Here is a 23,613-nt window from a genome sequence, read left to right as displayed (position 1 = left end):
TAAAAAAAAACAAAAAAAATGGAAATATACTCTAAATATTATATAGGTGAAATTGTTTATTTAAAATGCGATAACGAGCAAAAGGAGCATTATATCGTTAGAATAATCGTACTTCCAAATAATTTAATAATGTACGAGCTTAGGGGTGAGTGTCAACAAAATGAATATTTTGAGTTTGAAATAACAAACAAAAAAGATACTTTAAAGGCTATTTTATAAAAAAATAATTATTGATATGTACTTTAAAGCTATTATAAGAGTGGTGAAATCTATACGTGGAGATTTTGGAGCAACTGAAATTTTAAGAGAACCATTAATTGATGCTGAAAATAAGCAAGAAGTAAAAGAAATTTTATTAAAAAAATATCCTCAATTTTTTCAAAATAATAAAATTTACGAAAGAGAGAGTAAAGATACTGCACAATTCTTTTATGTAGTTATCTATCCACTTTTAAAGTATGAATTAGACCAAATAAAGGAAGGAAGTTGGGAGTGTTCATATTGTGGTCAAATTCACAAAAATAAATATGAATTTAAGCCAAAGTATGATTATTTATTGCTTGGAGAGAATAAAATGTTTTGCAGAAGTGAGGGTAATATTTGCATGGAAAATTTTAAAAAGGAAAAGTTTAAAGGATTAGATATGTTACCATTTGAAGAATATTATATTAATAAAGATAGTGCTAATTATATATACAAATGCACACATAAATATACAGGTAAATGTTATATTGGAAAAACAAAAAATATTCCTTTTTTTCGTTGGTACAACCATTTAACTTATAGCTATTCTCCGTTTGGTTTATTTTTAAAAAGCACAACTTTAGATCAATGGACTTTTGAAGTTTTAGAGGTATTACCTTCCAACATGACAGATACCGAAGTTTTTAAAAAAGAGAGTGAATATATATTGAAATACGATAGTATTAACAATGGTTTTAATGAAATTTTAAGTTATAAAAAATAAAAAAAAATGAAAGATTTAAACAAAAAAGCAAAAGAAATATACCAAGACAATATAGAAAAAGGATTTCATGACAAGAAATATTCCATTCAGCATATGGCTATGCTTGTAATTACAGAGCTTTCTGAGGCTGTAGAAGCATTTAGAAAAAATAAATGGTCAGATGTTGACTATTACAAACAAATTGCTGAAAAAAATAATGAATTTGATAGTACATTATTCTCTATGTATATTAAAGATACTGTTGAAGATGAATTAGCAGATACCTATATAAGGCTTTTAGATTTGGCGGGTTTAAAAAGACTTGAGTTAACAATTGATTCTAATACGAGTTGGAAGTTAGTAAGTGAATACGAAGTTAGAATGGATGAAAAAAGTTTTATTGAAAAAATAATATTTATTGTAAGTGCGGTATCTTCATTTAACGATAGAAATATATCCTATTATATTATTAATACTTTAGTATGGATAGAAATTATATGTGAGGAAATGAATATAGATTTAAATTTTCATGTTCAAGAAAAATTAAAATTTAACAAAACTAGACCTTTTAAGCATGGCAAAATATGTTAATGCAAAACCCCGACATTTAGAAAGCAAACTTCAACAAGCCTGCGTTAGTTGGTTTAATATCCAATACCCAAAGGAAACTATTTTTGCTATTCCCAATGGAGGTAAAAGAAATGCTTTAGAAGCTAAAATAATGAAGGGAGAAGGAGTACTAGCTGGAGTGTCTGATCTTTTTATAATGAAACCATCAAAAAATTACTCTGGTTTTTTTATTGAGATGAAAATAGGTAAAGGAAAATTATCAGAATATCAAAAAGAGTTTCTAAAAAAAGCTCAAAACAAAGGCTATAAAACTGCTGTTTGTTACTCTTTGGACGACTTTACTAAGGAAGTTAATAACTATATGAAATAAAGATTTATTCCTTATGAAAGTCATAAAGAGCAAAAGAATGAACTATTCAGACATTGCCCCTGAAATAAAAAAGAAATTTTTGGAATATTATTTAAACAATTCTAATAACTCTATTCCCACCATGCAAAAGAAATTCAAACTTTCTTATCCCTTTATTAATAGAATTATTGAGGAGGGGAGGAAAGATAAATCAATCTCTAATTAAAGATTTATAAAATAAACTTATTTTGCACAATTAAAAGTAATATATTATATTATATATAATAGTTAACTTTGTATTATGGCAGCACCTAAAGGAAATTCATATTGGAAACTAGCAAAAGGATTTGCAGTTGGAAAAGAAAGAGCTTATAAACCAAATGACTTATGGGTAAAATCTCTTGAATACATGGAGTGGTTAGAAAAAAATCCTCTAAAAGAAGAAAAAGTTTTTGCAAATGGACAAAGAATGAGTATCAATAAGATGAGAGCGGCAACCATTACAGGTTTTTGTTTATATGCAGGAATATGCACCAGTACCTTTGATAATTACTCAAAAGACAAAGCATATTTGGATATCATAAAAAAAATAAAGGACCTCTTCTTCTCACAGAAATTTGAAGGTGCAGCAGCAGATCTTTTGAATCCGAATATAATAGCTCGTGATTTGTCTTTGGCTGATGTAAATAAAATACAAGGAGATGCAGAGAACCCCCTTCAGCATGAAGTTAAAATCAATGTAATACAAGCAGAAGCTAAAATATGTAATTCAGAAGAAGAAGTTGATTATTAAAACATGTTTAGTGTAGGCCCCTTATTTGAAGCAAATTATAATTGTCCTACCAAGGTAGCAGTTAACCAAGGGGGGACTTCTTCTGGTAAGACCTACACCATCATGCAAGTTTTGTTTACCATAGCAGTAAAAGAACCAAGAGTAGTTATTACAGTTGCAGGACAAGATATACCCAACCTAAAAGCAGGACCTATTCGTGATGCTAAAAATATAGTTATGAATTCCCCTGCTTTACAACCATTCATCAAAACCTATAACAAATCTGAAAGGACTTACGAATTTTTAAACGGCTCAATTATAGAATTCAAATCATATGATGATGAACAAGATGCAAAGTCAGGAAAAAGAGATTATTTATTTATCAATGAAGCAAATGGTATAGATTATTTAATCTATTGGCAGTTATCTATTCGTACACAAAAGAAAGTATTTATTGATTATAACCCTACCTCCAAATTTTGGGTACATGAAAAATTAATAGGAGGAAAAGACACAACTTTATTTATTTCTGATCATAGGCATAATCCTTTCTTAAGCCAAGAACTACACGATGAAATTGAGAATATTGAAGATGAAGAACTTTTTAAGGTATATGCCAGAGGTCTTACTGGAAAAATAACTGGACTTATATACCCTCATTATAAATTATGTGAAAACATTCCTGATTTCTTAGATACCTGCTATGGTTTAGACTTTGGTTACAACCACCCATCTGCTATGGTGGAAGTTGGGGACTGGTTGGAAGAAAATGCTCTTTATTGGGATGAAATTTTATACGAAAGTTATTTAACCACTGGAGATCTAATTGAAAGGTTTAATTTACTGGGAGTAGATAAAAATAAAATTATGTATTGTGATAGTGCCAGACCAGATGCTATAAGTGAACTCAAAATGGCAGGGTATAATGCACAACCAGCAGATAAGGATGTATTAGAAGGAATTAGGCATGTACGTTACAAAAAATTATTAATAACTAAACGAAGCCATAATTTAATTAAAGAAGCTAATGCATACAAATGGAAAGAAAAAAATGGAGTTTCCTTAGATGAACCAGTTAAATTAAAAGATGATGGAATGGATGCAGGACGTTATGCTACTTATTCCAATAGAAATAACAAATCTAAAATTGTTAGTTGGAGTTCCAGTTCTTCTAATTCCTATTTAGATTATTTAGATTAAATAACAGGAATAATAGATTTTAAATAGTTTATTTAGTAATATAATATATTACCTATTAAAATAATCACTAATTTTATAATCTCAAATATTAACCTTAAAAATTAAAAAAATGGAAAATACAGAACTAGTAAAAATAACCATCACAGATATTGATGAATTCAAGAAGGTTCTTTTAGATAGGCATCAAAACAACACCAATTTATGTATACGCTTAGAGAGTGTTTTTACACAGCTTAATAATTCCTTAAAAGCAGGATTGGGTGAAATGCGTGAAGTAACAAACTCACGATTTACCCCTACTCCATTAAAAAAAGTAATGGGACAAAGTGTAGAATTTAAAGAGAGTAAAAAAGTGGAGCTACCAAAATTCGACAATGATGATAAAGAAGCTTTCAAAGAAAGAGTAAATAAGGCTTATGAATCTTTTTTAGATAGAGATGCCCAAGATTTAATTACTTCCTTAGAAGAAATAGAAATAAGAGGAGTTGCAAAAATTGCTAAAATAGCAAATTACAAAGAAGCTTCCATTGATGTTCCATTTATAGAAAAAATAAAACAAGCCATCAAAGAAAAGCAGGAAGCAGATAAGAAGAAAGAAGAAGAAAGGGTAAAGTTTGAACAGGAAGAAAAAGACAAACAAGAACAAGCCATCAAAGAAAAGCAGGAAGCAGATAAGAAGGTTAATACTAAAAAGTAATGAATTTCATTTACAAAAATAAAAACTACTGTATACCTTCTTCTTTAAGCGAAATAACCTTAAAGCAAAGAATTGATTTTGATAAAATTTATTTATCAGAAATAGAAAAAAGAAAAGAAGATCTCTACAAGGTTGATGAAGAAGGAAATGTTATAAAACCTGATGAAGTAGATGAGATGATTTTTAATATTAAAATTGCTTCTATGAATTTTTCTTTTTTTTCAGGTATACCTCTGGATGAAGTAGAAAAAAACATACCTCTGGAGGATGTATTAGCAGTTTATCATAGTTGTTTCAAACAAATTTATGAAGAGCAAACAAATTTAAATCTTCAAGAAAATTATTTATTCCATAATGAAATATGGAAAATAGAGACCCCTATGTTAACCTTTGAATCTAAAATTACTTTCAATGAATTTATAGTTTCTAAACAAATCATCAAACAAATGGATGAATTAGGCGCAGGTAATTGGGAAGCTATGCTCTATCTATCAGCAATTTTTCTGAAACGTGAAAACGAAGTTTTTCAAGAAGAATGGTTAAGTTCTAACAGTGAAAGACTAAAACTAATGGAAACATTACCAATGGATATTGCTATTGCAGTAGCTTTTTTTTTGCAAACTTCAATGATTATATACTTAAAAACTTCTCCATATTCAGCGAAGGAAGTAATGGAGAAGGACCCAATTTAAAAGTGCATTTTGATAAATGGGGATGGTTAAGTTTTATGACCTATATAGCCAAGGAGGGAACTATATTTTACAAACAAAATGGAAAAAGCAACCTAGATAACATTAAAGAAACAAAAGCCTATGATGTTCTTTTATGGGCTTCTGAACAAGATGACCAGAAAGAAATAATTAATGCTTATTACAACAACTTAAGTAAAAAATAAACATGAATCAACAAAAATTCAACCCTGAGAAATTTGAAAAACTATTCAAAGAAGAATTAGAATCAAATAAGTTTGATATACCACAAGAAAATTTATCTAACCTAATTCCTGTATGGGTAAAGGTTTTAGAAGTTAATTCCCTTGAAAAATTAAACTGTGATTTTGATATATACAGTTCTATTTTAAACGAATTACTTAAAGATAAACCAACATTTAATCTCTACCAGGCTTCCTATTTAATTAATGGGTTGACCAGATCAAGCGCAAGAGATTTGGGACTTAGAGCTACTGAATACAGTAGAGTGTTATTCTACTCTATAGAATTATCCAAAACATGGAATGAAAAGGTAATTCCTATTAGAGAAAAATTAATGGATAAACTTAAGAGAGAAACAGCTTTGGTTATGCCTGGGAAAAACAGATTAGTTAACCCAAATATTAGAAAATGAAAAATCAAATTCGGTTAGGCTGTGCTGTGTTATTTTTAGCTGCTTTGTTTTTTACAGGAGTAGGAATTCTAATTGGTAAATATTGGTTATGAAGTGGTTTAATATATATTTAAAAAAGGGATCATTTATAAAATTACAAGCAGATAAAATGGTAATATATGATAATAGATCTTTATTAATGAGAAATGGAGAAGTATTAGCTTCAATTCCTATTTCTATTTTAGTTACCGAAACAGCGCCACCTATTGACTTATAAAATACTGAAAAATGAACCTATTACACATAGCAGAAGGTTGGTATAAATCTAAAATACACGCAGACGAAAAATCTATCATATTAAGTAAAGAGAGATTAAAAGAATGCATAAAATGTTCTCACGCGGTTGATAAAAAATTTTTAAAGCTCATCAATGGAAAATCAGTCAATGAAAAAACAAAAGCTTGTAAATTATGTGGTTGTCCTATTGTAGAAAAATCCTTAGTTAAAGAAGAACAATGTAAAATAGGTAAATGGAATGAATGAACTAAACTTATATCAATTATTTAGAGATATCATTACTAACTCTAAAAAGATGAATCGTTTTGTTGTGGCTCCTCAATATGGAATAGAGCTAAACAAAAACAATGTAGGGGAAATACTCAAAGATATTGTTGGTGGTATTTCAGATGGAGTAAAATACCCTATTTGTCTTATGTTCCCACCTGTTGAAATAATAGATTCTATTCTGGGGGAAAATGAATGGAGCAGATACAGTTGTAAATTATTCTTTTTAACCACTCCTTATAGTGATGAAGGAGGAATCCAATTACAAAACTTAGATAATAATCTTTCAGAGCATACCATTCCTATGACATGGAAAGACATGCACCAATGCGCAATAGATTTTAGAAAAGTTTTTGAAATGGTTACAGAAAGGAATTTTAATAAAGGAATAAGATCAACAGAAGAAACTACTGTCATTGAAAGATTTTCAGATATAGGAAATGATAGGTTGGCAGGGGTAGGAATTTCTTTCATTATAGACCTATTCCTAAACTGTGAAATTTTAGATTATGAAATTAAGGATATTGATAATATTAAACTAAATATTGAAGATCTACATAACCATTAGAAGAATTAAAAAATGAGTAGTATTAAAGAAATAGCTAAAAAAATACCGAATAATGTAAGAAGTCAAATCTTAATAACTGAAGAGGATATTATACATAAAGCCATTCCTGTAAATGGTAATAAAGAAATGCAAATTTTAAATAAAATATGGCATGAGTTTATTGAGCCTAATAAAGAATTAACCAACTGTCCTGTCTGTTTAAATAACATTTTAACCAGCTTTAAGCAAATGAAAGAAAGTTTAATTGAATTAGAGTTAGAATACCAGAAATTAAATGCTTTATGAATCCAGTCATCATTTTTGCTAAGGCACAAAAAATTATTAATAATAGCTTAATTGCTGAGCTTAACAATCAAGGACATTATTTAACTGGTGCTCTAAATAGATCTATTACTACCACATCCTCTATTATTTCCAAACCTAATGAAACCAGCTTAAACGGGTATGCTTTAAAATACGCACAGGACTTAGAAACAGGGAAAAATGCTACTCAATTAGGGAATATAAACACCCATACCAAAAATCTAATTACTTACTTTCTTAAAAGAGGGTTAAAAAAAGGAGAAGCAGTAAGGGCTGCCATTGCTACAGCAAAAAGACATCAAAAAGAGGGAGTTCCCACCCTGGCATCTAAGCGGTTTTCTAAGACAGGAGAGAGAAAAGGTTTTATTACCAGAGCATGGAAGGAAAATGAACAAAAAGTAGATAGTGTAATGGACTTAGGAATGGATTCCATTTTTAACGAAGAATTCAATAAACAAAAAAGTGAAAAATTATAATCTATGCCTATAATCAGCATAACCCAACAACCGGAAGTTAGCTCTTTAAATGCAGCATATAAGCCTATTGTATTTAAAGTATTAGCTACTGAGAATAATTCTAGTAATAAGCCTCCTGTTGTTTATTGTGATGTGTATATTGATGATGTATACTACAAAACTTTTTCCAAAACTATTAATATAGGAATCAATGGAGGTAGTTTTGAATATTTATTTGATATACAGGATATAAAAGAGTTGTTGGAGTACAATCTGCCAACTATTAACGGTAACACGATCCAACAAATGACAAATACTCTTAGAAAAGTTTTTGTGAAATTTAGAAATGCATACAAAGACAATAATGGATTTATAATCTCAGAACAAAAAGCACCCATTCAAGGCACATCAAATAAGAAACCAATATCTGGCGAAGGATTAATATCGAACACGTTTTATATACTGAATAGTCTAATTCAACAAGAAGAAAAACAAGATTTATCTGAACTGTTAAATTCTTATAAAACTGATGAATGGGATATAAATACTTTTCCGTTAACAAAAAGACCTAAAAATATATACTTAAAAAAAACAGAATCATCATTCTTCCCTATTATTACCGATAAAACACCATATAAAATTTGTATAGAGGTTACTTATTTTGATAATACAACTGGAGTAGAATGTATTAAAGTTGAAAATATGAATATAGATGAAATAGTTGGAAAAATCAAAAAATTAGAAGATCTTACATCAATTCTAAAGAAAGGCACAATACTATTGTTTAATAAAACAGCTAAAGAAATACCTGATGGTTGGGAAGAATATACACCATTAAGAGGTAGATCTCCAATAGGATTAGACCCAAATGACCCTGATTTTAACACGATAGGACAACCCGTTGGGTCTAAAACACATACCTTAAAAAAAGAAAATTTACCACCTATGAGTCTATCTTTAAAAGATATTCAATTATGGGGTGTTGGTGCCGGTTCAAGCCATAGTGTATTAAGACAAACTATAGGTAGTCAGTTCCCTATAGAAGGGGGGGGAGGAATTAGTAAAGAGATTAATCATCTAGATCCTCATAGAATTGTAACTTTTATTATTTATAAGGGAGAATAATATGAATGTTCTTTATATACCAGAAGGGATAGAAAATTTAAAAAACCTATTTTCCATAGATTTTAAAAATGTAAAGTCTTGGAAAGTAAGATTATTGACTGAAAATGATGAGTTTATTTGTACATCAAGAAATAATATTGCTCAAAACTGCAATGAAATACGAATTCACTTTATAAATTCTTTAGGAGAAATTGATTCAATTGATTTTAATAAGACAAAGATAACTCAAGAAACAAAATCAGAGAGTTGGAAAAAATCTCAAGGATATCCTTTTGAAAGATTTAAAGGAGGTACGTACAGAAAGAATATTATATCAAATGAAAGTTATGAAGCAGTGACTAGATCATATAGTGAACACGAGCAATATTGGTTAAAAGAATTAATGAATTCCCCTAAAGCATGGCTAGAAATGCAATTACCTAATGGGTTCTTACCTTCGGAGGAAAAGGCGTATATACCGATTGTAATTACAGATTCAGAACTAACTGAAAAGAAAGTTGAACAGCGATATGAATATATAGTTACAATTAAATTCTCGATGTCTAATGAAAATATTAATCTAAGATAGATGCAAAATATAAGTGTTATAATTGATGGTTTAGAATTAGATATAGATTCTTCCTCTGATTTTCCAATTACTATAGACTACCAACTAGAAGATAGTCAGGACTTTCAAGAGAAAAAAAGCTCGCAAAGTATCGGATTGACGCTCCCTGCTACCTTGAATAACCAGAAAATTCTAAACACTTTTCATAATCCTTCAGTTAATGATTTAACTAAAGAAGCTATATATACTAACATACGGCAAATTAGCATGGAAACTGATGGGTTTGAAATCTTTGTAGGCAAGGCAATACCTAAAAAAGCTATTAAAAAAGGGGGAATACCAATCTTATATGAAATGAATTGTTTTGGGAATAATGCAGATTGGATTATCGATTTAAAAGAGCTTACATTATATGACATTCTAAAGCATATCGAATTCACATTTAATGAAAATACAATTATAAATTCATGGCAGTTTGATGGACAAAATGCAAATTTACCTTATGTTTTTGCTCCTGTAAAATATGGGGAATGGATGGATCCAGACTACAACAATGGTGAGGGAAAACCGAAAGGAAGCGACAAAAATTACTCTATCAAAACTATGCGCCCTAGTTTATCCTTATATTGGATTTTTTACTGGGGGTTTAAGAGTATAGGATATAAAATTAAAAGTGAATTTTTTAATACAAATTACTTTAAAAGACTGGTTATTCCATGGTCTTTTGGAGGTTTTTTAACTTCCGAAAATACGAAATACGAAATACATAAATTTTTAGCAAGAACTAACGGGGAAGAAAAATGGTTTGATTACAGAGGTTCTAATTTTGTTGATTTAGATGTTAAAGATAATTTAGATGGGTGTTATGATAATAATAACACTTTAGTAAGTGGAGATTATACTGGTAGTAATGGAGCAATAAATGGTGGAGGTACTGAAATGATTTGGAAATACAACCCACCTCATTATGGACCTCTTGAAGTGATGATGAAAATGAGTTTATATTATGATTATTTACTACAAGATAACAACCCAGTAGAAAGTACAGATATGAGTTTAGATCTCTATTGGTATCATAAAGATGCTTCTACAGGAGTTATTACTGAATTCATTGAACATATACGAGATGATGAGATTACAACTGGACAAAAGCAAGAATCTGGTTTAAGAAATATTTACCGAATGTTCACAGTTAAACCTAACGATGAAATTATTTGTAAGGTATGGCTAAGATTATTCCCCGGTAAAGGATCAAATCAGTGTCGATGTAAATTAAGAGTTGATGAATACACCACCGATTATTTTAGAATTCCAGTTGGTGGGAATATTTCTTTTGATGCTTATTTATCCTTACAAAAGGAAAACTTTTTAGACGTTGTGAGAGGTACTGCCGACCTTTTTAATTTATCAATACAAACCGATCCAGTAAATAAGGAAGTTTTAATAGAGCCTACCCACTCCTACTCTATTACGAACAACAAAAATCAATTGCTAGAAGGTTATTTTACTGACAATATTTTAAACTGGGGAGAGAAAGAAGATATTTCTCAAGAATCCACTTTAGAATTGTACGATGATAATGCTCGTGAATATGTGTTTAAGTTTAAAGAAGATAGCAATGATGGAGCTTTAAAGGTAGTGCAAGATCGATATAAAATAACGATAGGTTCAGGTAAATATGTGTTTAATAAAAGATTTAAAGCAGAAAAAAAGGAGTTTGAAAACCGATATTTTAGTCCTACCATGCATTATTTAGTAGATGACTTTCAGGGGATTACGGGTATTGCTCCTCAAATGATTTGTTTAGTCCCTGAAAATATATCAAATACTTCAAGTTCAGAAGCTCAAAATACATTTAACCCTAAAATAGCATATTATAAGGGGCTTGTTTTAGGGGCAGGAGGCTGGATTTTTAATGGTAAAACATATATGAATTACCCGTATTTATTTTCAGTAAATTATAAGCCAGGAGGAGAAAATGATCCTATTCTTTCTTACACTGATGAAAAAATTGGCAACAACGGTACTTTTAAAATCGGTAGAGGTTTATTAAAACGTTTCTTCTGGCAACGTTTAGCTATAATGAACAACGGACAATGGTTAACAACAAATTTTGAGTTAAATAATACGGATATAATCAATTGGTATCATAGAGAAAGAATCGCATTGGATGGGGAATTGTGGGAATTACTCAGTATTAAAGGTTATAGCTCTATAAAAGGAGAATCGACTGAATGTGTTTTAAGAAAATGGGTTCCAATTACTCAAAGAGAAGATGACAATACTTATCCAAGCGAGAAAAGTATTTTAACAGACGCTGTAAAAGTAGATCAGGAAATAACAAGTTCCAGCACAGAAATAGATAAAGTTTTTGATAACCAATATAGTCGTGCTATTTGTTTGTATAAAGATATACCTAGATAATTTTTATCAAATAAAGTAATATAATATATTAATTAATATGAGTAACATTACTAAAATATATACCCTTAAACTTACCGGACAAAAAGATCTGGTAAGTTCCATGCAGTCTGTTAACAAATCTTTTGAAGATTCTAAAAAAAGGTTTTTGGAATTAAAAGCTCAATTAGGAAAATCGGGGTTGGACAATTTAGAGATAAAAACCATTCGGTTAGAAATGGAGCAAACCCGATTAGAGATGTTAAAACTAAAAAAAGAGCAATTAGTGTTAACTAATGAAGGGAAAGCTTATACCAATGTAATTAAAATCCAAAGAGAAGAAGAAAGACAAGCAAGGGCAGAAAAAAAACTTACTCTGTCAGAATACCAAAAATTAAGCAAACAACATGTAGAATTAAGGAATTTTGCTAAAGAGGTTGCCGTTGTCTTTGGAGAAGAATCAAAAGAATTTAAACAGGCTGCACAGGAAGCCAACCTCTTAGATATCCAATTAAAAAAAATAGATTCATCTTTAGGGCAGTATCAAAGAAAAGTTGGTAATTACCCTAAGGATATTAATATTACAGGAATATCAAAAAACGCTTTCAATCAGTTAAATTCAGCTGGTTTGGGGGATATATTAGGAAATCAAATCAACAACACAAAAAGCAGGGTTAAGGAGCTTGATAATGAATTCTTAAGGCTGAAATCCAGAATTACAGAAGCAAGAAATTCTGGAGTTAATGATTTGAATTCTATGGAAAAAGAAATTATCCAAAATAGAATCGAAGCGGATAAGATGAACCAAGAGATTTCCAAATCTACTACTCATTTAAATGGTTTAGGAAGTGTTGGTACAGGAGTGTTTGGAAGATTAAATACAGATATTAAAAGCTTGGTATTGGGGTATGTAGGGTTTACAGCAGTAATGAGTCAAACACAAGATTTATTTAAAAGAAGTATACAGATTGATAGTATGAATTCTGCTTTAGAAGCAGTATCAGAAAAAACAGGAGATTTAGCTGTAAATCAACAATTTTTAGAAGAAACTACAGAAAGACTAGGATTAAAAACTATAGACACCACACAATCGTTTAAATCTTTTTATGCAGCATCTACAGAAGCAGGAATAAGTGGAGAAAAAACAAGAGAAATATACGAAGCGGCTGCGGAATCTTCTGCAGTATTAAAACTTAGCCAAGAACAGGTAAATGGGGTAATATTAGCCTTTGGTCAAATAGCTTCCAAAGGAAAAGTACAGGCTGAGGAGTTAAGAGGACAGATCGGGGAACGTATTCCTGGGGCTTTTGGAATAGCTGCACGGGCTATGGGAGTAACTACCCAGGAATTAGACAAGATGATGTCAAATGGTAAATTATTATCTAATGATTTCCTACCCAAATTTGCAGCCGAACTTAAAAAAACATTTGGGAATGGAGGAAAGGAAATTAAAGGTTTAAATGCTGAATTAAACCGTTTAGACAACATAAAAACAAAAATAGCTAGTAACCAATCTTTTTTAAAATTACTAAACCTAACCATTACCATTATTTCTTTTCTGGCAGAAACTATTTTAAATGTGCCTTGGAAAGTATGGATAGGTTTTGTTACCTTATTAACTCTTGCTTATTTAGACAACATAAAAGCATTAATTGCTAATATAGCCCAACAAACCATATACATTGCACGTATGGCAGCAGGAAATGTGTTATTGGCTGCTGCAAGAGTAATAACCATTGCTCAAACCGTTGCTGTATTTGCTTTAAATGTTGCTTATAGGGCTTTAAACGCAACAATGTTGTTATTAGGTACTATTATACCAGGTATCAGGACAGCCTGGTTACTTTTGAATTCTACTTTTTTAGCCACCCCCCTAGGTTGGGTTATGGCTGGTTTATTGGCTTTAGGTGCAGCAACAATAGCTTTTGGTAAAAATATAGATAAATCTACTCAAAGCTTAGAAAAACAAGGAAAAGCATTAAAAGAATCCGCAGTACAACTAAAAGCTAATAATGAAATTACCAAAAGTATTGGACAGTCCACTCAACAAACCTTATCTAAGATAGATTCTTTGACCAAAACCATAAAAAACAGTAATTTATCTTTAGAGGCAAGAAAACAAGCCCTACAAAAATTAATTGACATTAATCCTCAATACTTAAAAGGGTTAAATCTTGAAAATATTGAACATGAAAAGGGGATTAAAATACTAGAAGATTACAAAAATAAACTAATAGAAATAGCTAAAGCTAAAGCCGTTCAAAAATTATTTGACGCTCAATCTGAAAAAATAATTGACAGTGTATTAAAGCTAGATCAAGTTAAAGATAGCGCAAAAAAAGAAAGAGAGTTATTAAATGATCCTACACGTTTTTTTAAGAAGGATTATTGGGGGATGGTATATGAAAAGGGAAAGCAAACCATAGGGTTTGGCGAAGGAACAAATATGGATCAAGCTATCAATGCTTATAATTCAAAAAAGGAAGCAGAAGAAGTGCAAAATTACTTATCTGTAAAATATAAAGATTATTTAGAAATGATGATTGATGAAACTTTTGGTGGATTAAGTAGTTCTAATTCCGATAATAAAACAAAAACAGGTACTTACAAAGGTTCCGAATTGAATGGACAACAAAGACACTATCTAAAAGATGTAGATGCTGTTAGAGATACTTTACTTGCCAATAATGAAAAAGCTTATACAAAAGCAGAAATAACCGAAAAAGAATATCTGTCAGCTATTTTTAAAATAAATGACGAAGCATGGACAAAAAAATTAAATTACATCCAAGGAGTAAACGCAGAAGAAAGAAAACAGCGCGCCCAGTGGCAAAACGAACAAGCTAAACTTGAAAAAGAAACTCAGGAGAAATTATTTAAAATAGATTCAGATGCTTTAAAGAAAAAATTAGAACTAGATAAGGCAAAGTTAGATAATAATCTTAGAAATATAACAGAAAACCCTTATTCTACTGATTTAGAAAAAACAGAAGCCCAACAAATCTATTATGAAGATTTGCTAAAAATAACTACAGACTATAATTCCTCTATGGATACCTTAGAAAAACAGTACAATCAAAACATTATTGAAAGCGCTAATGCTAGAGCTACAGAACTGGAAGAAATAGAACGAAAAATTAACAATACTTCTTATAAATTGACGGAAGAACGATTTCAAAATATTAAAAATATTGTCAACAATGCAGTAGATTCAACTATTAATGAAAAAAATATAAACGCAGAACTTGAAAAGCAAAAAGTATTATTAAATTCAAATTTAACTACCCGACAAAAAGAAAATGAAATTAATCGTATTTCATTTTTAAACGAAGCAGATGAAACAGAAGCCGAGCTAGAAAGAATTAGAGATTTAATTAACCTCTATAATCAAAAATTAATAAATAGCACTTTAACGGTTGATCAACAAAAGGAATTAAACAATTTATTAGGCAAGGAATCTGAATTAATAACTCGGAATATCGAAAATAAAACTAAACAAAATAAAATAGGTTTTGGTGTTGGAAAAATAGACGCTCCATCTGATTCAAATACCCAAAGTCTAATTAAAGAAAAAATTCTTAATGATCTTAATTTAGACGAAGACGCTTTTGGCAGCATGGTAGGTACAGCAATCTCTCAATCTTGGGATTTGGCTAGTACAGCCATGAATGGGTATTTTGATGCAGAAGAAGCCAGAATAAACAGAAGTAAAGAACTAGCCTACGAAAGAATAGACTTAGAAAAAGAACAATTACTAGCTCAGGCACAAAGTCAGGCAGAAAGAGATAGTTTAGAAAAACAAGCAACCGAAAAGAAAAAACAAGCAGACAACGTAGCAGCGGCACAATTAAAGAAAAGTAAAAAGGCAGAATTGCAAATTACCTTAGCTACTGAGTTGGCAAATATCGCTGCTTCTGCAGCGTCAAACCCCTTAAACGGTATAACCTTTGGAGGCGCTGGTTTAGCAATGTACGCTACGATGGCAGGTCTTGCATTGGCTCGTTATTATGTGAATTTAAGTAATGTTAATAAAACTCAATTCAAAAAAGGTGGGCTATTCAGTCCTAAAAAATTTGCTAGAGGAGGTAGACTTATAGGACCATCTCATAATCAGGGAGGAATCCCTGCCATTAACCCAACTACCGGAGAACAAGTAGCAGAATTAGAAGGAGAAGAAGGAATAATCAATAAAAGATCCATGAAGGATAATAGCATTTATTCAGTTACCGGAACTCCTTCTCAAATAGCTTCCCGAATTAATGCCATTGGTGGTGGGGTAGATTGGATGGGAGGAGCAACCATGCAAAAGTTCATGAAAGGAGGAACTTATTTAGGTTCTAATTTACAGCCTCCGGTATTTAAAAGTTATTATGATAGCATAATTCAAAAAGAAAATGAAAACTATAATGCAGAACGTTTAGACCGGATAGAAAAGAACTTGGAAAAAACCGCCCAATCTTTAAACAGAGAGGTAAATCGCAAAACCATTGTTTCCAGTAGAGAACTGTCCAGAGTGCAAAAAGAAAACAATAAACAATCTCAAATAGCTACTCTATGACCTTTGAAGAATTTAGAAAAGAACTGATACAGAGAGTTAGAAAGACTTCTTTAAACCAATTTATACATTTGTATATCAAAGCCAAAGATTGGGGGGATATTTTAAGAGCTTTTAAAAAAACAGAATTTTATGAATGGAGCTTTAACCAGAATATCATAGATTTTGACTTACTAAACGAAATACCCGAAGAAGAAAGGGAAAAAGAAAACTATTACAACCGAAAAGCAGAAATAAAAGATTTTAAAGGAGTTCTTGTTCTACTTAATGAAGCAGAAATTGTTTTAAACCAGAAGGAAGATTTACGTTGTCAGGTCGTAATGTTTGGAAATAGCAAACTAACGGCTGAAATTACCGATCGATCTATGGTAGAGTTAGAGCAGTACCACAATTCAGACGCTAACATTGAAATAAAGAATGATGCTTTTTTATATGCTACCCAGAAGAATGAAAGCAAATCAAAATTAATTTCTTCTGATTTTGCTACGGTTCGGCTTATTCTAGATAATGGTTCTTTGTCAGAAGTTAGCATATTAGATGAGTCTTTCTTAAACTCTACTACTCTTTGGTTTAGTCAATTGGTTATTAATAACCCTATTCAGGTTCTATCTTTTTCTAATCTAAAAAAAACAATGAATAATCACAAAGTAATTACTAAAGATAAATCTCAAATAATCTATAAAAATGAGTGAGGATCTAAAAAAATACAAACACGAAGCCTTGGAAATGGCTATACAGGATTTTGAGCAGTTTTGTAAGTATGCAGGAGTAAACATCAAACAATTAAAAGTATGTATAGAAAGGAGTAAGGGATATAGTGTTCGTAAAATATCCATGCAATTAAACATACCTAGAAGTACTGTTGATAAGATAGGTAGAAAATGTTTTAAAAAAGAAAAGGCACCAATTAATGATGCCTAAATTTATATTGATATAATTATATTTGGTGGGGTTTCACCCATCCCCCAAATTACCCACCTTGAGTAATAAATCTATTGTGTTAAAAATTTTCATTATTACTTCTGTTGAATTTTTATAAGAAGCTTTTTCTTTTTTCATATCATTTCCTTTATAAATTTTTAATTCTATTCTTTCTACATATTTATCATCTACATTATATTGATTTTTAAAACATAAAGGCATACCTAAAAATCCCAACAATATAATCAAAGAACCCAATCACTTTAAGGTTTCCATAGAATATACAAAAATATTACCATAAAATGTCCAAAAGATATGGACGCATTTAATAATATAATGTATTATCACTCCCTATTCCTTTCACCTTTGTACAAAGGAATTAAGATGAATAAGCTTTGTGTATTTAACTACCATATAACTAATGAAAATTCAGATCGTTTAGAAGTCTATATAGATGGAGGAATTGTAGATGCAGAATCCCAAGAGTTTTATAAAACCTGGTATAATGATGAAACCTCTGTTTCTTTTAAATCTTTTCGTAACGAAATCCTAAGCAGTGGAAAGAAAAACATACGAATTACCCTAAATTCCTTTGGTGGTCAGATAGGGGATGCTATGGCTATGCATGACTTCATCAAGCAACTGGAAAACGAAGGTTATGAAGTAGAGACCTTGGGCATGGGTATGATTTGTAGTGCAGCCACCTATCCCCTATCTGCTTCTAAAAACTCTAAAATAACCCCAAACTCTTGGTATATGATACATAATGTTTCTGGTTATGCTTTTGGGGACATCAACGAAATAGAAAAATCTGCTAAGAACCTAAGAAAATTCAATAATGATATCCGTGATTTCTATGTAAACCTTACAGGAAAAAGTCAGGAACAAATAGAAAGCTGGATGAATGAAGAAAAATGGTTTACAGGAAAACAAGCTGTAGAAAATGGCTTTGTTAAGAGCCTTGCACTAGAAGAAAAAGAAGAATTTAAACCCATCAATCATAAAGAATGGTCTTTTAAAAACACCCATGTTTTAAATGCCTACAATTCTTTTTCATCACCTAAACCAATTAATATAAACAACAAAATAGATATGAATGAATTAGTTCAAAAAATTGTCAACGCCTTTAAGGGAAACAATTTGGTGGTTACAGAAAACACACCAAAACCCGAAAACTTAACTGTTGAAAATCTTACCAAAGCTTTGAACGAAGCTACTAAAGATTTAAAACTTGAACCCTCCGAAGAACAAATTAAGCACTCAGTTGTCAATTTGTTTAAAGACGGCTTGCCTGAAAACATCTCTAAACAATTAGAAGAAGTGGTAAAGAACGCAACCAAAGACTTGCCTTCCAATGAAAAGCTGGAAGAACTAAAAAAAGAAATAGAAGCTATACGAGAAAACCTGGTTAATTCCAAAGGAGGGGTTCCTGTTAACCAAGCAGAGAACTCTAGTAAATACAACCACGAAGGAATTTCCTTTGTTGAATAAATAACATCCCTATGACAGCGATAGAAAAAGAAATACTACAAGGTGGGCTATGTGCCAACTGCGAATGCTCCGGTTTTAATGCTAAACTAAACTATGAGCTAGACCTAAGTACTAAGAAAATTAAAGTAACTGATGCCTCAGAATTTGATTCCACAGATGCTTTAAAAATAGTCTTAGTACATGTACATGACAAGGAAGGAGAAGCCCTGCATGATAAAATAGAAGCCCAAGGAGGAAATGTAGAAATAGATGTTTCTGCCTTAAACCTAAAAGACCTCTCTCTATTAGTTACAGTGGTAAGCACTAATGGCTGTAAAGCAGATTTAAGCATTTACAATTTGGGGAATACAGCTCTTAACGGAGAGTTTGAAAACAAGGCTGATCAAGGAAATAGAAATAATATTTAATACAACCCTATGAATTTTAAAAAATTAACCATATCTCCTGCTTCATATTATGATTTGCTTATAAAACCAAACTTTGCAGATCTAATCCCTGGGGGACAATACACAGGAACTTTAAGTGAGTTTACTGTAATGGATGATGTAAGCTCCAAAAGGAAAATAATAGATATTTTAGGAGCCAGAAACATACTAAAAAGAAGAGACGCTTCTTGTAATATCACTTTTTCACCGGTTGGAAAAGCCAGTATTCGAACTATTGAAACCGATCCTATTTATGGAGCAACCCAACAATGTGATAATGAATTTTACCAAGGCTGTTTAGAAGACTTCAGAAATAGTAATCCAAAATTCACAGACTTCATTTTGGACTTTTTCTTAAAGGCCATAAAAGTGGACATCAATAGCAATATGTATTTTGGAGATATTACAAGACCTAATGATGCTACCGGAAATTGGAATTGGAATACTTTTGATGGTATTTTCAAACATTATTTTGATTTTATCAATAAAGGAATTATACCAGCAAACCAAACCACTGCTTTTAATTCAGGAGCAATTACTCCACAGGATGGTTATGACTTTTTGCATTGGGCTTGGGGAAGACAAGACATCTTCTTACGTCATTTACCTAATGAAATGAAAGCTTTTTATGTTTCCCAATCCATTTTTGATGCCTATGAGGAGTTCTTAATATTAACTGGAGGAGCAAACAACATTCAATACTATATAAATGGAATTCCTAAACTAAAATTTAAAGGGATAGATGTTTTAGTAGAAACTACTTGGGATCCTATCTTGAATATATTGAATGGAGGAAATGACGCCCATGCCTGTATATTAACCATTCGTGGAAACTTTGTTTTTGCCACCGATAAAACCTATGGAGAAAGAACCGATACAGGGGTTGAAGCCTTGTCCGTATGGTATGATAGAAACTCATATTCATGGAAATATGTCAATTTCTTGCGTGCAGGTACAGGAATCGCTTATCCGGAACATTCTGTAATAGGATTAACTAATTTTTAAATAAAAAGGTAATATAATATATTAATAACTATGCTTTGTGTCGATTTAATATCATATAGCGCTCCTTGTGGAGCAACTTCAGGAGGTGTTTCCGATATCTGGATTTACGATCCTTCTGACTTTAATTTTATACAGGAAAAAGAAACAGGTAAAGGAGCAAATCCTTATTCTGCCATTTCTCTTGTAGATGGTGCTACCAAAGAAGGGGGTGCTAGAATGTTTCGTGTAAAATTTAAGCGAAAAGAAGCTGAATTTAATTTTACTCACTCTTCAGAAGGTTGTTCAGTTACTTATGAATTTGAACTATCTGCTAAATTGCCTAATCTGTCAAATGACTTAACCAACTTCTTAAGCTCTTTGGATGCTGCCGGGTGTTGTTGTGGGTTAGGGATTATCATCTTCTTAAACTCAGGGAAAATATTAGTTCTAGGCGAAAAAAATGTTAATAGTGAGGTCATTCCTTACTTTGAAGTAGTCATGAATGGAACCAAAGGAGGTTCCGGTAAAACATTTAAAGATTTCAATGGTGCAGATGTTATGTTGAAGGGAGAGTATAGCCGAATGGCTCGTGAATTTGTTGGAGGGGTACAAGCAATTATAGACTTAGAATAATGGCTCTAAAGGTAAAAGAAGAATATAAAAATAAAGTGATTGGTTTTAATGGCCGATCACTTCCTTTAGGACAAAGGAAAGATTTGGATAAACTAGCAGAATTAGCAGTAAAAAGTGGAGATCTCTCTCTTTTAAATCTCTTGGAAGAAATCCCTTCTATACAAGAGATAGAGGAGAAAAAAGGAAAAAAATTAATGGAGGAAATAAAGAAAAAATAACGATGGCTTCTTTAGCTTCTAAAAAAGTTCAACCCCAAAAAAAGGTAGTAAGTAATTCGGTTTCTTTAGATGTTAGAAACCCTATACCCTTTGAACCTACTGGGCAATCTTCTGCTTTTCTTTTAACCAGAACAGACCGAAAGTATTTACCCTTTTTAGAGCCTAAAGATAATTTTTTTCAATTACTGCTTGAAGCTAAATTACTAAGCCCTACCAATAATGCTTGTGTAAATTCTAAAGCAAATTTTTGTATAGGAAAGGGAATTTATTTTAAAGACCATGAGCAAAAAGATAAAGAATTTTTACAATGGGTAAAAAGGGTTAACCACAAAGGGCAAAACCTTAATAAAGTATTTAAATCGGTATTCAGTAATGATCTTAATGTTGGAAATAATTTTGTAGAAGTTATAAGAGGTAAAATAGGCACTAAAAGATTTATTCGAGTTATAAATCGAAATTTTTTAGATTGTCGTTTATCTGTACCTAATGATAATGATATCTGCGAAACAGTTTTTATTTCCAAAAAATTCAGACAACGAAATGTCTGGTCTTTAAAAGAGGAAGAAGCAGTTGAACTCCCTATTTACTATGGAGACCCTAATATGCATTGGTATGTGAATGAGAAACAAAAAACTGAGCACTGTATAATCCATGTAAAAAATGAGTTTTCCGGTTATGACTATTATGGCATTCCTGATAATGTTTCCTCACTTCCTTGGCAGATTCTCGAATATGAAGGAGCCAGATATAACATCGACATCTTTGAAAACAACTTAGTATCCGGAGGGGTGGTATGTTTAGACGGAACGGTTAGTCAGGATGAAGCAAAAGTAATTGGTCAAAATATAATCAATGCTTACACAGGTAAAGGAAAAAGAGGAAGAATTGCAGTAGTTGCAGGAGCAAAAGGAGTTACCAACAGTTTTTTTCAACCTTTCAATGTTCAGAATGATGGCTCTTACCTGAAGCTAGATGAGTCTGTTGAGTCTAAAATTATTGATTCCAATAACTGGGATTCTGCCCTTTATGGGCAACATAAAACCTCTGGGATAGGGAATGGAGGCTTTGCTTATTTATCTTCCATCTTCAATACTAAGTTAAAAACAGTAATAGAACCTATGCAGGATAGGATAAATCAAGACTTGTTATATCCTTTGTTAGAAATATGTGATAGCTGGATGGGAACCTCTTGGAGTGATTTTGATTTGGGATTTAAAACGGTATCTCCGGTTTCTTTTATTGGAGATATTAATGTGAATTCTGTATTAACCAAAAACGAAGGAAGGGAGTTTTTAGGACTACCTTCTTTAGAAAATACAGAAGTAGGAGAACAGTTGATTGAAATAAAAAATAACACTATCCATGTATAGAATTAACTATTTAAACCGAAATGTTTTAATAACTCCGGATGAAGTGTTATCTCATGCCGCAACTGATCAGGAAATTAATGCCAGACTAATTCAGTCAAATATTATTAATGCAGAAGAAAGGTTTATTGCTCCGGCTCTTTGTGATGAATTTTATGAAGATTTTATTAATCAAAAAAATAGGATTGTTACCGAAGAAAACCGAGCTGAAATAATAGAAAGCATTAATTCTTCTTCTTCGGTCAAAGTAAAGGGCTTACCCTTAGGCACAATTGTAAATGCTCTGGAGTTTGTTGAAAATGAATGGTATTTAAAATTATGGCATCGGTTCTTATGGAAGCTAACAGCGGAATCTGTAGATATGATGTGCATAGTACCTAGCTGGCTTAGGCACACATCCGCCGGACAAATGTTAAATAACCCGAAAACTATTGGAGGAAATGAGGGAGGCGCAAATAGTGGAGACCTTAAAGACATTCAATTCAAACTGGATATTGCAATACAAGATAGGATAGATCCACTGATGGAGCAAATGAAAGCCTGGCTTTGCAGAAATAAAACACACTTTCCTTTGTTTTGCCATCCTTGTGATGAATGTGGGTGTAATGGCAATAAAGACCATAAAGGAGTAGCTCACATCCGTAAAACCAATTTGATCACCAATTTATACGATGACTAAATAATATGAAAGCCATGTATTTTAAACACTTTGAGAGCTTCTGTAAATGTACAATTAAAAAAATATTAGGTTCATTTTCAAATGGATTTAGTAAAGGATTTAAATAAATAAATTATGAGTAAAGATTATAATCAAATTAAAGAATTTATCGAAAAGAACTTACCAGATAATAATTCAAATTTAATCGAGCCTGTTAATATTAGAGAATCTATATACCAAGTATTAGATTATTTAATGGAAAATTCAACCCAAAGCACCCAAGGGGCCACAGGTACACCATTCCCTAGTAACCCAAAAGTAGGCGATTATTTTAGCTATATTGATGATAATGGGAATATAGAAGAAGTGTATCAATTTGATGGGGATACATGGAAGCTTTTTATTAGACATAAATTAAATTTTGAAATAATGTTTAATGATGAAAGCTTTATGTATTATAATGAGATAGGTAAGCTTCAAAACTTCGTAGGATATGATAATTATTCTATTTCAAAATTTAATATTGATGAAAATAACTTAAC

At 31.2% G+C, this 23,613-nt stretch carries 31 protein-coding genes; 30 read left to right on the top strand and 1 reads right to left on the bottom strand.

The features are described from left to right. Window positions 1-18 precede the first annotated feature (18 nt). The 22 genes from ETU08_RS00150 (at window position 19) to ETU08_RS00050 (ending at window position 17,295) form a co-directional block, all read left to right on the top strand. Window positions 19-219, top strand: coding sequence for a hypothetical protein (locus ETU08_RS00150; RefSeq protein WP_146261002.1), 201 nt, complete (start codon window positions 19-21; stop codon window positions 217-219). A 16-nt stretch (window positions 220-235) separates the two neighbouring features. Continuing rightward, window positions 236-967, top strand: a complete 732-nt coding sequence (locus tag ETU08_RS00145; RefSeq protein ID WP_146261001.1) for a GIY-YIG nuclease family protein — start codon at window positions 236-238, stop codon at window positions 965-967. Between the two features lie 6 nt (window positions 968-973). Next, a complete protein-coding gene (locus tag ETU08_RS00140; RefSeq protein WP_146261000.1) occupies window positions 974-1,537 on the top strand; it encodes a nucleoside triphosphate pyrophosphohydrolase family protein in 564 nt (187 codons plus the stop codon). Continuing rightward, on the top strand, window positions 1,521-1,886 hold the full coding sequence (locus tag ETU08_RS00135; protein ID WP_146260999.1) for a VRR-NUC domain-containing protein: 366 nt from the start codon (window positions 1,521-1,523) through the stop codon (window positions 1,884-1,886). Before ETU08_RS00140 ends, ETU08_RS00135 begins: the two co-directional genes overlap by 17 nt. A 13-nt stretch (window positions 1,887-1,899) precedes the next feature. Continuing rightward, a complete protein-coding gene (locus ETU08_RS00130) occupies window positions 1,900-2,091 on the top strand; it encodes a hypothetical protein (protein WP_146260998.1) in 192 nt (63 codons plus the stop codon). Between the two features lie 75 nt (window positions 2,092-2,166). Further along, on the top strand, window positions 2,167-2,658 hold the full coding sequence (locus ETU08_RS00125) for a terminase small subunit (protein WP_146260997.1): 492 nt from the start codon (window positions 2,167-2,169) through the stop codon (window positions 2,656-2,658). A gap of 3 nt (window positions 2,659-2,661) precedes the next feature. Beyond that, the gene (locus ETU08_RS00120; protein WP_146260996.1) at window positions 2,662-3,837 is read left to right on the top strand and encodes a phage terminase large subunit; all 1,176 of its coding nucleotides are present in this window, start codon (window positions 2,662-2,664) and stop codon (window positions 3,835-3,837) included. Window positions 3,838-3,946: 109 nt separating this feature from the next. After that, window positions 3,947-4,534 carry an SPFH domain-containing protein gene (locus tag ETU08_RS00115; protein WP_146260995.1) on the top strand — a complete coding sequence of 196 codons (588 nt, stop codon included), beginning with the start codon at window positions 3,947-3,949 and terminating at the stop codon, window positions 4,532-4,534. Then, the gene (locus ETU08_RS00110; protein WP_146260994.1) at window positions 4,534-5,226 is read left to right on the top strand and encodes a hypothetical protein; all 693 of its coding nucleotides are present in this window, start codon (window positions 4,534-4,536) and stop codon (window positions 5,224-5,226) included. The genes ETU08_RS00115 and ETU08_RS00110 overlap by 1 nt, the downstream gene beginning before the upstream one ends. A 2-nt stretch (window positions 5,227-5,228) precedes the next feature. Continuing rightward, window positions 5,229-5,429 carry a hypothetical protein gene (locus tag ETU08_RS00105; RefSeq protein WP_146260993.1) on the top strand — a complete coding sequence of 67 codons (201 nt, stop codon included), beginning with the start codon at window positions 5,229-5,231 and terminating at the stop codon, window positions 5,427-5,429. A gap of 2 nt (window positions 5,430-5,431) precedes the next feature. After that, the gene (locus ETU08_RS00100) at window positions 5,432-5,878 is read left to right on the top strand and encodes an HAD family hydrolase (protein ID WP_146260992.1); all 447 of its coding nucleotides are present in this window, start codon (window positions 5,432-5,434) and stop codon (window positions 5,876-5,878) included. An 88-nt stretch (window positions 5,879-5,966) separates the two neighbouring features. Next, window positions 5,967-6,134 carry a hypothetical protein gene (locus ETU08_RS11825; protein WP_185145235.1) on the top strand — a complete coding sequence of 56 codons (168 nt, stop codon included), beginning with the start codon at window positions 5,967-5,969 and terminating at the stop codon, window positions 6,132-6,134. 11 nt (window positions 6,135-6,145) lie between these two features. Continuing rightward, entirely contained in the window at window positions 6,146-6,400 is a 255-nt protein-coding gene (locus ETU08_RS00095) for a hypothetical protein (RefSeq protein WP_146260991.1), read from the top strand. After that, the gene (locus tag ETU08_RS00090) at window positions 6,393-6,989 is read left to right on the top strand and encodes a hypothetical protein (RefSeq protein WP_146260990.1); all 597 of its coding nucleotides are present in this window, start codon (window positions 6,393-6,395) and stop codon (window positions 6,987-6,989) included. Before ETU08_RS00095 ends, ETU08_RS00090 begins: the two co-directional genes overlap by 8 nt. A 12-nt stretch (window positions 6,990-7,001) precedes the next feature. Then, window positions 7,002-7,274: a hypothetical protein gene (locus ETU08_RS00085; protein WP_146260989.1), complete on the top strand. Its 273-nt coding sequence runs from the start codon at window positions 7,002-7,004 to the stop codon at window positions 7,272-7,274. Beyond that, window positions 7,271-7,768, top strand: coding sequence for a hypothetical protein (locus ETU08_RS00080; RefSeq protein ID WP_146260988.1), 498 nt, complete (start codon window positions 7,271-7,273; stop codon window positions 7,766-7,768). The genes ETU08_RS00085 and ETU08_RS00080 overlap by 4 nt, the downstream gene beginning before the upstream one ends. A 3-nt stretch (window positions 7,769-7,771) precedes the next feature. Continuing rightward, complete coding sequence (locus tag ETU08_RS00075) at window positions 7,772-8,872, top strand: hypothetical protein (RefSeq protein ID WP_146260987.1); 1,101 nt, start codon at window positions 7,772-7,774, stop codon at window positions 8,870-8,872. Window position 8,873: 1 nt separating this feature from the next. Continuing rightward, window positions 8,874-9,440, top strand: coding sequence for a hypothetical protein (locus tag ETU08_RS00070; protein ID WP_146260986.1), 567 nt, complete (start codon window positions 8,874-8,876; stop codon window positions 9,438-9,440). After that, window positions 9,441-11,843 carry a hypothetical protein gene (locus tag ETU08_RS00065; RefSeq protein ID WP_146260985.1) on the top strand — a complete coding sequence of 801 codons (2,403 nt, stop codon included), beginning with the start codon at window positions 9,441-9,443 and terminating at the stop codon, window positions 11,841-11,843. It begins immediately after the preceding gene. A 37-nt stretch (window positions 11,844-11,880) separates the two neighbouring features. Further along, window positions 11,881-16,377: a tape measure protein gene (locus ETU08_RS00060; RefSeq protein WP_146260984.1), complete on the top strand. Its 4,497-nt coding sequence runs from the start codon at window positions 11,881-11,883 to the stop codon at window positions 16,375-16,377. Then, window positions 16,374-17,066, top strand: coding sequence for a hypothetical protein (locus ETU08_RS00055; protein ID WP_146260983.1), 693 nt, complete (start codon window positions 16,374-16,376; stop codon window positions 17,064-17,066). Before ETU08_RS00060 ends, ETU08_RS00055 begins: the two co-directional genes overlap by 4 nt. Further along, window positions 17,059-17,295: a hypothetical protein gene (locus tag ETU08_RS00050; RefSeq protein ID WP_146260982.1), complete on the top strand. Its 237-nt coding sequence runs from the start codon at window positions 17,059-17,061 to the stop codon at window positions 17,293-17,295. Before ETU08_RS00055 ends, ETU08_RS00050 begins: the two co-directional genes overlap by 8 nt. 33 nt (window positions 17,296-17,328) lie before the next feature. Here the strand turns inward: ETU08_RS00050 and ETU08_RS00045 are convergent, their stop codons facing one another. Further along, window positions 17,329-17,544, bottom strand: coding sequence for a hypothetical protein (locus ETU08_RS00045; RefSeq protein ID WP_146260981.1), 216 nt, complete (start codon window positions 17,542-17,544; stop codon window positions 17,329-17,331). A gap of 66 nt (window positions 17,545-17,610) precedes the next feature. Here ETU08_RS00045 and ETU08_RS00040 point away from each other — a divergent pair, with 66 nt between their 5' ends. The 8 genes from ETU08_RS00040 to ETU08_RS00005 form a co-directional block, all read left to right on the top strand. After that, window positions 17,611-18,786, top strand: coding sequence for a Clp protease ClpP (locus ETU08_RS00040; RefSeq protein ID WP_146260980.1), 1,176 nt, complete (start codon window positions 17,611-17,613; stop codon window positions 18,784-18,786). Window positions 18,787-18,797: 11 nt separating this feature from the next. Continuing rightward, on the top strand, window positions 18,798-19,193 hold the full coding sequence (locus ETU08_RS00035; protein WP_146260979.1) for a hypothetical protein: 396 nt from the start codon (window positions 18,798-18,800) through the stop codon (window positions 19,191-19,193). Window positions 19,194-19,202: 9 nt separating this feature from the next. Next, entirely contained in the window at window positions 19,203-20,216 is a 1,014-nt protein-coding gene (locus ETU08_RS00030) for a hypothetical protein (RefSeq protein WP_146260978.1), read from the top strand. 30 nt (window positions 20,217-20,246) lie between these two features. Beyond that, the gene (locus ETU08_RS00025; protein ID WP_146260977.1) at window positions 20,247-20,828 is read left to right on the top strand and encodes a hypothetical protein; all 582 of its coding nucleotides are present in this window, start codon (window positions 20,247-20,249) and stop codon (window positions 20,826-20,828) included. Further along, on the top strand, window positions 20,828-21,046 hold the full coding sequence (locus ETU08_RS00020) for a hypothetical protein (RefSeq protein ID WP_146260976.1): 219 nt from the start codon (window positions 20,828-20,830) through the stop codon (window positions 21,044-21,046). Before ETU08_RS00025 ends, ETU08_RS00020 begins: the two co-directional genes overlap by 1 nt. A gap of 2 nt (window positions 21,047-21,048) precedes the next feature. Next, window positions 21,049-22,416 (top strand): phage portal family protein, encoded by a 1,368-nt coding sequence (locus tag ETU08_RS00015; protein ID WP_146260975.1) that lies wholly within the window; start codon window positions 21,049-21,051, stop codon window positions 22,414-22,416. Next, window positions 22,409-23,092 carry a hypothetical protein gene (locus ETU08_RS00010; RefSeq protein WP_146260974.1) on the top strand — a complete coding sequence of 228 codons (684 nt, stop codon included), beginning with the start codon at window positions 22,409-22,411 and terminating at the stop codon, window positions 23,090-23,092. The genes ETU08_RS00015 and ETU08_RS00010 overlap by 8 nt, the downstream gene beginning before the upstream one ends. Before the next feature lie 114 nt (window positions 23,093-23,206). Next, the coding region (locus tag ETU08_RS00005) for a hypothetical protein (protein ID WP_146260973.1) at window positions 23,207-23,613 on the top strand (407 nt) is incomplete at its 3' end.

The organism is Apibacter muscae (assembly GCF_007845635.1).
GTDB classification, from domain to species: domain Bacteria; phylum Bacteroidota; class Bacteroidia; order Flavobacteriales; family Weeksellaceae; genus Apibacter; species Apibacter muscae.
This window is presented reverse-complemented; position numbering and strand designations above follow the sequence as displayed.

What these genes read in the sequence shown, in the direction of transcription:
- ETU08_RS00035 (WP_146260979.1), top strand. Translation starts at nt 18,798, where the DNA reads ATGACAGCGATAGAAAAAGAAATACTACAAGGTGGGCTATGTGCCAAC.
- ETU08_RS00060 (WP_146260984.1), top strand. Translation starts at nt 11,881, where the DNA reads ATGAGTAACATTACTAAAATATATACCCTTAAACTTACCGGACAAAAA.
- ETU08_RS00015 (WP_146260975.1), top strand. Translation starts at nt 21,049, where the DNA reads ATGGCTTCTTTAGCTTCTAAAAAAGTTCAACCCCAAAAAAAGGTAGTA.
- ETU08_RS00100 (WP_146260992.1), top strand. Translation starts at nt 5,432, where the DNA reads ATGAATCAACAAAAATTCAACCCTGAGAAATTTGAAAAACTATTCAAA.
- ETU08_RS00030 (WP_146260978.1), top strand. Translation starts at nt 19,203, where the DNA reads ATGAATTTTAAAAAATTAACCATATCTCCTGCTTCATATTATGATTTG.
- ETU08_RS00110 (WP_146260994.1), top strand. Translation starts at nt 4,534, where the DNA reads ATGAATTTCATTTACAAAAATAAAAACTACTGTATACCTTCTTCTTTA.
- ETU08_RS00115 (WP_146260995.1), top strand. Translation starts at nt 3,947, where the DNA reads ATGGAAAATACAGAACTAGTAAAAATAACCATCACAGATATTGATGAA.
- ETU08_RS00150 (WP_146261002.1), top strand. Translation starts at nt 19, where the DNA reads ATGGAAATATACTCTAAATATTATATAGGTGAAATTGTTTATTTAAAA.
- ETU08_RS00135 (WP_146260999.1), top strand. Translation starts at nt 1,521, where the DNA reads ATGGCAAAATATGTTAATGCAAAACCCCGACATTTAGAAAGCAAACTT.
- ETU08_RS00090 (WP_146260990.1), top strand. Translation starts at nt 6,393, where the DNA reads ATGAATGAACTAAACTTATATCAATTATTTAGAGATATCATTACTAAC.
- ETU08_RS00075 (WP_146260987.1), top strand. Translation starts at nt 7,772, where the DNA reads ATGCCTATAATCAGCATAACCCAACAACCGGAAGTTAGCTCTTTAAAT.
- ETU08_RS00020 (WP_146260976.1), top strand. Translation starts at nt 20,828, where the DNA reads ATGGCTCTAAAGGTAAAAGAAGAATATAAAAATAAAGTGATTGGTTTT.
- ETU08_RS00010 (WP_146260974.1), top strand. Translation starts at nt 22,409, where the DNA reads ATGTATAGAATTAACTATTTAAACCGAAATGTTTTAATAACTCCGGAT.
- ETU08_RS00140 (WP_146261000.1), top strand. Translation starts at nt 974, where the DNA reads ATGAAAGATTTAAACAAAAAAGCAAAAGAAATATACCAAGACAATATA.
- ETU08_RS00125 (WP_146260997.1), top strand. Translation starts at nt 2,167, where the DNA reads ATGGCAGCACCTAAAGGAAATTCATATTGGAAACTAGCAAAAGGATTT.
- ETU08_RS00080 (WP_146260988.1), top strand. Translation starts at nt 7,271, where the DNA reads ATGAATCCAGTCATCATTTTTGCTAAGGCACAAAAAATTATTAATAAT.
- ETU08_RS00070 (WP_146260986.1), top strand. Translation starts at nt 8,874, where the DNA reads ATGAATGTTCTTTATATACCAGAAGGGATAGAAAATTTAAAAAACCTA.
- ETU08_RS00040 (WP_146260980.1), top strand. Translation starts at nt 17,611, where the DNA reads ATGGACGCATTTAATAATATAATGTATTATCACTCCCTATTCCTTTCA.
- ETU08_RS00085 (WP_146260989.1), top strand. Translation starts at nt 7,002, where the DNA reads ATGAGTAGTATTAAAGAAATAGCTAAAAAAATACCGAATAATGTAAGA.
- ETU08_RS00145 (WP_146261001.1), top strand. Translation starts at nt 236, where the DNA reads ATGTACTTTAAAGCTATTATAAGAGTGGTGAAATCTATACGTGGAGAT.
- ETU08_RS00050 (WP_146260982.1), top strand. Translation starts at nt 17,059, where the DNA reads ATGAGTGAGGATCTAAAAAAATACAAACACGAAGCCTTGGAAATGGCT.
- ETU08_RS00095 (WP_146260991.1), top strand. Translation starts at nt 6,146, where the DNA reads ATGAACCTATTACACATAGCAGAAGGTTGGTATAAATCTAAAATACAC.
- ETU08_RS00065 (WP_146260985.1), top strand. Translation starts at nt 9,441, where the DNA reads ATGCAAAATATAAGTGTTATAATTGATGGTTTAGAATTAGATATAGAT.
- ETU08_RS11825 (WP_185145235.1), top strand. Translation starts at nt 5,967, where the DNA reads ATGAAGTGGTTTAATATATATTTAAAAAAGGGATCATTTATAAAATTA.
- ETU08_RS00130 (WP_146260998.1), top strand. Translation starts at nt 1,900, where the DNA reads ATGAAAGTCATAAAGAGCAAAAGAATGAACTATTCAGACATTGCCCCT.
- ETU08_RS00120 (WP_146260996.1), top strand. Translation starts at nt 2,662, where the DNA reads ATGTTTAGTGTAGGCCCCTTATTTGAAGCAAATTATAATTGTCCTACC.
- ETU08_RS00025 (WP_146260977.1), top strand. Translation starts at nt 20,247, where the DNA reads ATGCTTTGTGTCGATTTAATATCATATAGCGCTCCTTGTGGAGCAACT.
- ETU08_RS00055 (WP_146260983.1), top strand. Translation starts at nt 16,374, where the DNA reads ATGACCTTTGAAGAATTTAGAAAAGAACTGATACAGAGAGTTAGAAAG.